This window comes from Pseudomonas sp. 10-1B (genome assembly GCF_000935045.1).
GTDB lineage: Bacteria > Pseudomonadota > Gammaproteobacteria > Pseudomonadales > Pseudomonadaceae > Aquipseudomonas.
The window spans coordinates 1-6771 of sequence record NZ_JYKS01000064.1 but is presented as its reverse complement, the minus strand read 5'-3'; the positions used below and the strand labels follow the sequence as shown (position 1 = coordinate 6771).

The 6771-nt window shown below is 64.3% G+C and carries 7 protein-coding genes and 1 pseudogene; 4 read left to right on the top strand and 4 right to left on the bottom strand.

Going from position 1 to position 6771, the window contains the following annotated elements:
* Positions 1-113: 113 nt before the first annotated feature.
* Positions 114-2621 (bottom strand): ABC transporter permease, encoded by a 2508-nt coding sequence (locus TZ03_RS25715; protein ID WP_051101183.1) that lies wholly within the window; start codon positions 2619-2621, stop codon positions 114-116.
* Positions 2621-3304, bottom strand: coding sequence for an ABC transporter ATP-binding protein (locus TZ03_RS25710; RefSeq protein ID WP_016714756.1), 684 nt, complete (start codon positions 3302-3304; stop codon positions 2621-2623). The genes TZ03_RS25715 and TZ03_RS25710 overlap by 1 nt, the downstream gene beginning before the upstream one ends.
* 10 nt (positions 3305-3314) lie before the next feature.
* On the opposite strand from TZ03_RS25710, the gene TZ03_RS25705 reads away from it, so the two are divergent.
* The 3 genes from TZ03_RS25705 to TZ03_RS25695 all read left to right on the top strand — a co-directional run bounded on the left by TZ03_RS25705 (position 3315) and on the right by TZ03_RS25695 (position 5353).
* Entirely contained in the window at positions 3315-3920 is a 606-nt protein-coding gene (locus TZ03_RS25705; protein WP_051101182.1) for an arylesterase, read from the top strand.
* Between the two features lie 58 nt (positions 3921-3978).
* Positions 3979-4269, top strand: coding sequence for a hypothetical protein (locus TZ03_RS25700; protein WP_051101181.1), 291 nt, complete (start codon positions 3979-3981; stop codon positions 4267-4269).
* Between the two features lie 106 nt (positions 4270-4375).
* Positions 4376-5353, top strand: a complete 978-nt coding sequence (locus tag TZ03_RS25695) for a L,D-transpeptidase family protein (RefSeq protein ID WP_051101180.1) — start codon at positions 4376-4378, stop codon at positions 5351-5353.
* A gap of 131 nt (positions 5354-5484) precedes the next feature.
* Here TZ03_RS25695 and oprI read toward each other — a convergent pair whose 3' ends face one another.
* The gene (gene oprI / locus TZ03_RS25690; protein ID WP_003259780.1) at positions 5485-5736 is read right to left on the bottom strand and encodes an outer membrane lipoprotei OprI; all 252 of its coding nucleotides are present in this window, start codon (positions 5734-5736) and stop codon (positions 5485-5487) included.
* 506 nt (positions 5737-6242) lie between these two features.
* Here oprI and TZ03_RS25685 point away from each other — a divergent pair.
* Complete coding sequence (locus tag TZ03_RS25685) at positions 6243-6524, top strand: GNAT family N-acetyltransferase (protein ID WP_051101179.1); 282 nt, start codon at positions 6243-6245, stop codon at positions 6522-6524.
* 132 nt (positions 6525-6656) lie between these two features.
* On the opposite strand, the pseudogene TZ03_RS29370 reads toward TZ03_RS25685, so the two are convergent.
* Positions 6657-6771: pseudogene (locus TZ03_RS29370) on the bottom strand (3-deoxy-7-phosphoheptulonate synthase); the annotation flags it as partial.

Sequence of the window (6771 nt, the reverse complement as noted above, 5' to 3'; positions counted from 1 at the left end):
GTGCGGGCCTCTTCGTGGGCTTGCCCGCTCCCACAGGTCCGGCACAACCTCCAGATGCTGTGATATCCCTGTGGGAGCGGGCGAGCCCGCGAAGAGGCCCCCACAGGTAACCCTCAACCCTCTCGCAGCACCGCCAAAGGGCTGGCATTCAGCGCCCGCCGCGTCCCCAACACCCCCGCACCCCCCACCAGCAGCGCCCCGGCCAGCGGCAACACCAGCAGCCACGGATGCGGGCTCCATTGCAAGGCGAAGGCATAGCGGTACAGCACCAGGGTAATCAGCTCGCAGCCCACAGCCGCCAATAGCCCGCTGGCCGCACCCAGCAAACCGAACTCGATGCGCCGCGCCTTGACCAGCAACGGCCGCGCCGCGCCCAGCGCGCGCAGCAAGGCGCCTTGGCGGATACGTTCGTCCAGCGTTGCCTGCAGCCCGGCGAACAGCACCGCCAGCCCAGCCGCCAGCACGAACAGCAGTACATACTCCACCGCCAGGGTCACCTGGGCGAGGATGCTGCGCAGTTGATCGAGCAAGGCGTCCACCTGCAGGATGGTCACTGCCGGGAACGCCCGTGACAGCGCCACCACATCCAGGTCATGGCCCGGTGCCAGGTAGAAGCTGGTCAGGTAGGTGGTCGGCAACCCTTGCAGCGTGCCGGGCTGGAAGATCATGTAGAAGTTCGGCTGGAAGCTGTCCCAATGCACGCTGCGCAGGCTGCTGACCCGAGCCTGATGCTGCTGGCCGCTGATGTCGAAGGTCAGCAAGTCGCCCAGTTGCAGCTTCAAGCTGGTGGCAAGGTCCGCCTCCACCGAGACACCGGGGGTTTCATCAGCGGATGGCAAGGCCTGCCACCAGCTGCCGGCGGTCAGTGCGTTGCCTTCGGGCAGCTCGGCCGCCCAGGTCAGGCTGAGGTCGCGCTGCACGGCACGTTCGCCGGCCGAGTCCTTGCTGACGACCTGCTGCACCGGTTGCTCATTGATTTGCACCAGGCGCCCCGGCGTCACTGGGTACAGTGGCGCCGATGTGGCATGCACCTGGTGCAGGCGTTGGGCAAAGGGTTCACGGTCATCCGGCAGGATGTTCAGGGCGAAATGGTTGGGAGCATCCTTGGGCAACTGCGCTTGCCAGGTGTCGAGCAGTTCCGCACGCAGCAGGGCGACCAGGGCCATGGCCAGCAGGATCAGGCCGAAGGCCAGGGCCTGGCCGGCGGCGGCCATGGGGTGACGCAGCAGTTGCCCCAGCCCCAGGCGCCAGGTCAGCGGTGCCCCGGCCAACAATTGGCGCAGGCTGCGCAAACCGAGCAACAGCAGACCACCGAGCAGCAGCGCGGCAGCCAGGCCGCCGCCGAGCAGGGTGAAGGTGAGCAGCAGGTCGAGGCTCAAGCGCCACATGATCAGGCCCAGGGCGAGCAGCGCGGCACCGTACACCAGCCAGCTGCTGGGCGGTATCGGCAAGAGGTCACGGCGCAGCACCCGCAGTGGCGGCACCTGGCCCAGGGCGGCTATTGGCGGCAGGGCGAAGCCGGCCAGGGCCACCAGCCCTGTACCGATACCGGCCAGGGCCGGGACGACGCCGCCCGCAGGTACCACGCTCGGCAGCAGGCCATGCAGCAGGCGGAACAGGCCCAGCTGTGCCAGCCAGCCGAGCAGGGCGCCCGCCAGGGCGGCGACCAGTCCGAGCATGGCCAACTGCAGGCAATACAGGCCCAATGCTTGCCGACGCGAGAGGCCCAGGCAGCGCAGCAGGGCGCTGGCATCCAGGCGGCGTGCGGCATAGCGGCTGGCCGACAAGGCCACGGCGACCCCGGCCAGCAGTACCGCCACCAGGCTGGCCATGTTCAGGTAGCGCTCGGCCTTGCCCAGGGCGCCGCCGACCTGCTGGTTGCCATCGCGGGTATCGCGCAGGCGCTGGTTGGCGGCCAGGTCTTTTTCCACGGCCTGGCGGTACTGGGCCAGCGCCTCGGCATCGCCGCGCCACAGGTCGCGGTAGGTGACCCGGCTGCCTGGCTGGATCACGCCAGTGGCTTCCAGGTCGGCCAGGTTCATCATCACCCGCGGGGTCAGGCTGTAGAAATTGTTGGCGCGGTCCGGCTCGTAGGTAAGCACGCGGCTCATGCGCAGGGTTTTCATGCCTACGTCGATACTGTCGCCGACCGCCAACCCCAGCGCGGCCAGCAGGCGCGGTTCGACCCACGCTTCGCCAGGCGCCGGGCCACCGCCAGGTGTTTCTTCGGCATAGGGTGCTGCGGCACTGCGCACTTGTCCGCGTAGCGGGTAGGCGCCGTCGGCAGCCTTGACGCTGGACAGCTGGATGCCGTTGTCGCCGCCCACCACGCTGGTGAACTCGACCACTTGCGCATGGCGCAAGCCAAGCGCCTTGCCGGCAGCGAGCTGTTGATCGCGGGCCGGAGCGCTGCCCTGCAGCACCAGGTCGGCGCCAAGGAACTCGCTGGCACGCAGTTGCATGGCGCCGTTGAGGCGGGCGCCGAAATAGCCGATGGCAGTGCTGGCCGCCACTGCCACCAGCAGGGCGAAGAACAGCACGCGGACTTCGCTGGCGCGAATGTCGCGCAGCAACTGGCGCAGGGCCAGGCCACACAGGCGGGACAGCGGCATGTGGCTCATCATGCCTCCACCGGGGCCACCAGGCGGCCCGCGTCCAGGCGGATCTGGCGTCGGCAGCGCCGGGCCAGGCGTTCATCATGGGTGACCAGCACCAGGGTGGTACCGCGCTCCTTGTTCAGTTCAAATAGCAAGTCGCTGATGCGCTCGCCGGTATGGCTGTCGAGGTTGCCGGTGGGTTCGTCGGCGAACAGCACCGCCGGTTGCGCGGCGAAGGCGCGGGCGATGGCCACCCGTTGCTGTTCGCCGCCCGACAGCTGGCGCGGGGTATGGCTCAGGCGTTTGCCCAGGCCGACCCGTTCGAGCAGGGTGCGCGCGTGTTCGCGGGCATCGCGGCGGCCGTCCAGCTCCAGTGGTAGCATGACGTTTTCCAGGGCGTTGAGGCTGTCGAGCAGTTGGAACGACTGGAACACGAACCCCACATGTTCGGCACGTACCCGGGCGCGCTGGTCTTCATCCAGCGGCCCCAGGTCGTGACCTGCGAGGATAACCTTGCCGGCGCTGGGCTGGTCGAGGCCGGCGAGCAGGCCGAGCAGTGTCGACTTGCCCGAGCCCGAGGCGCCGACGATGGCCAGGCTGTCGCCCTGGGCGAGGTCGAGGGACAGTGCGTGGAGGATGGTCAGGTCACCTTCCGCGCTGGGGACCACTTTGCTAAGGTTCTGCGCAACGAGAATGCTGGGGCCCATGGAGAATCCGATGCGAGTGTGGTGGTTGAGTGCCGGTCTGGCCCTGTATTGCCTGGCCCAGAGCGCGGCGGCGGGAACACTGCTGGTTGTCGGCGATAGTATCAGCGCCGGTTTTGGCCTGGATACCCGCCAGGGCTGGGTGTCGCTGTTGCAGGCACGCCTCAGGGAGGAAGGTTTCGATGACAAAGTGGTCAATGCGTCGATCAGCGGCGACACCAGTGCAGGTGGCCAGGCGCGCCTGCCGGCGCTGCTTGCAGCCCATAAACCCAGCCTTGTGATACTGGAGCTGGGCGGCAACGACGGCCTGCGCGGGCAGCCACCCGCGCAATTGCAACAAAATCTTGCCTCGATGATCGAAAGCTCGCACCAGGCTGGTGCCAAGGTGGTATTGCTGGGCATGCGCCTGCCACCCAATTATGGCGTGCGTTATACCACTGCCTTCGCCCAGGTGTATGAACAGCTGGCCGCAGACAAAAAGGTGCCATTGGTGCCGTTTTTCCTCGAAGGGGTAGGGGGCGTGCCTGAATTGATGCAGGCCGATGGCATCCATCCGGCCCTGGGTGCCCAGCAGCGCCTGCTGGAAAATGCCTGGCCGGCGATAAAACCCTTGCTCTGACGCTTTAAACGGCGCCGGCTTTCGGCTAATGTTGCGCCCCCCGTTTCGAGTGCCCCCGATGCCGCGCCCTGCCTGGTCCCTGTATGCCTACCAACTGATCGAGCCCGATGAGCAGCTCGACTTGTTCGCCTGCCAGGAAATCCGCGTCCACCTGGTGGCCCGCCAGCTCGAGCTGGGCGTGCCGGTCGACCGCACCTTGTGCGGTGGCCTGTTGCCGGCGCAACCGCGCTGGTCCGGCGTGCCGCGTTCGATCTACCGCGACGGCCGCCTCTGTGAGCTGTGCCGCGCCATCCTCGATGCCCAGCGGCGCGGCATGCGCCCGGTGTGGCCAGAGCTGCAAGGCTGCTGAGCGCCTTTCATCATCTGAAACGCTTGCATGGCGCCAATGCCTCCCGCTTGCATCGGCACGGGTGTACAATCGACCCTCTTGACCCACCTTTCGAAGGATTTACCGGATGTTGCCGCGCTTTCCTGCCGTCACCCGTAGCCTGTCCCTGGCCGCCCTGCTGGTAGCGGGCCCCGCTGCTGCGCTGGAGCTGCCACTGCCACCGCCCGGTGAAGACATCGTCGGCCAGGTGCATGTGATCAAGGCAAAGTACGAGGACACGTTCGCCGATATCGGCACCGCCAACGACCTCGGCTACCTGGAAATGATCGCCGCCAACCCGGGTGTCGACCCGTGGCTGCCGGGCGCTGGCAGCGAAGTCATCCTGCCGACTCGCTACATCCTGCCGCCGGGCCCGCGTGAAGGCATCGTCATCAACCTGGCCGAGTACCGCATGTACTACTTCCCGAAAGGGCAGAACGTGGTGCATACCTTCCCGCTGGGCATTGGTCGTGAAGGGTGGGGTTCGCCGATCGCCAACACCAAGATCACCGCCAAGACGGCGAACCCGACCTGGACGCCGCCAGCGTCGATCCGCGCCGAGCACGCGGCTGATGGCGACATTCTGCCGGCTGTGGTGCCGGCCGGTCCGGACAACCCGCTGGGGCCGTTCAAGTTCACCCTGGGCGTGCCGGGCTACCTGATCCACGGTTCGAACAAGAAGTTCGGTATTGGCATGCGTACCAGCCACGGTTGCTTCCGCATGTTCAACAACAACGTGCTGGAGTTGTCGAAAATGGTGCCGGTAGGCACGCCGGTGCGCATCATCAACGAGCCGTACAAGTTCGGCATCAGTGGCGGCAAGGTCTACCTGGAGGCGCACACGCCGCTGGACGACCAGGGTAATCCGTCGGTGGTCGACAAACACACCGCCGTTATCAATGCCTTGCTCAAGCGTGAAGACCTGGCCAATAACCTACGCATGAATTGGGACATGGTACGTGATGTGGTGGCTGCGGAAGATGGCATGCCGGTGGAAATTGCCGTGCCGGTCGAAAACCAGGGTGGCGCACCGATGGTCTCGAGCATTCCGCCCGAACTGCAGTAGGTAAATGCGATACATCAGGGCCCGCCTTAGTGCGGGCTTTTTCGATTCTGTCTGGCAGGTTTACCTTGCCTGCAGGCAATAAAAAAGCCGACCCACAAGTGGGTCGGCTTCATAACAATCCGTGAGGATTATTACTTGCGGCTGGCTTTGTCCAGCATACGCAGAGCGCGCTCGTTGGCTTCGTCAGCGGTCTGCTGAGCCTTCTGAGCGGCTGCCAGTGCGTCGTCAGCCTTACGGTAGGCTTCGTCAGCACGAGCTTGAGCGCGGGCTGCTGCGTCTTCAGTCGCAGTCAGACGAGCTTCGGTTTCTTTGGATACGCTGCTGCAACCGGTAGCCAGAACTGCGGCCAGAGCCAGAGCAGAGAATTTCAGAACGTTGTTCATCGTGTTCCCCTTCAAGGACTTTCTATTAAATAGCCATCTCTCGGAAAAGAGAAACTGGCCGGCGTACATAGTACCCATTACTTGTAGTAAGTAAACTGACTGAGCGCAAGAACTGCAAAAAAAATGTTGCTCGAGGTCGCATCGACAAGATTTGCGACACGTCTGTGAAAAAAACCGGCAGGCTTCGCAAGCGATTGTAGTACAGGAACTTTTTGTTGAACTAACGGTGACTTTAACTGTCGTTCAGCGTCTTAAGCCCTAGAACATCCGGCGGCTGTTGGGCGTGCGGGCAAGAGCCATTCTCGCTGCGTTTTCGCCATTTTCAACCGCTGCCACCTTGAGCAATCCCACTTGCGGCGCCTACTATCTTGTCAGTGCCAGAGAATCCGAACGATTGCAATCGTCCAGGGGTCGAAGGGGCAACAGGTGGCGTAGAGGATTCTGTGCCGGATAAACCACCATCGGTTAAGGTATGGGTCTGCCGAGAAGACCTGCGAGGAGTAGTGATGAGCGAAGCGCTGACCATCCACCATGACCAGGCCGGTCATCAGTTCGAGACCAACGTGGACGGTCATCGTGCCTATCTGACGTACATGGACCTGGGCAAGCAGACGCTGGACATCTATCGCACCTTCGTCCCCAATGCCTTGCGAGGCCGCGGGATTGCTGCCGCATTGACCGAAAGGGCCCTGGAGTACGCTGAAGAGATGGGCTATACGGTGATTCCGTCCTGCTCGTATGTGGAGCGCTACATGGAGCGTCAGCAGCGGCATTCGAGCAAGGTTTGATTCTGTAAATAAAAAGCGGGGCCGCTTCGCGCCCCATCGCCGGCTAGCCGGCTCCCACACGTACGGCGAAATGCGTGAAATGTGGGAGCCGGCTAGCCGGCGATGGGGCGCGAAGCGGCCCCGCTTTTTACATCAGCCGCGCTTACGCTGCGGCAGCACATCCTTCAGCTTGGCCCGCATGCTGCGCAGGGTCTTCTCGGTAGCCGACCAGTCGATGCAGGCATCGGTGACCGATACGCCATATTGC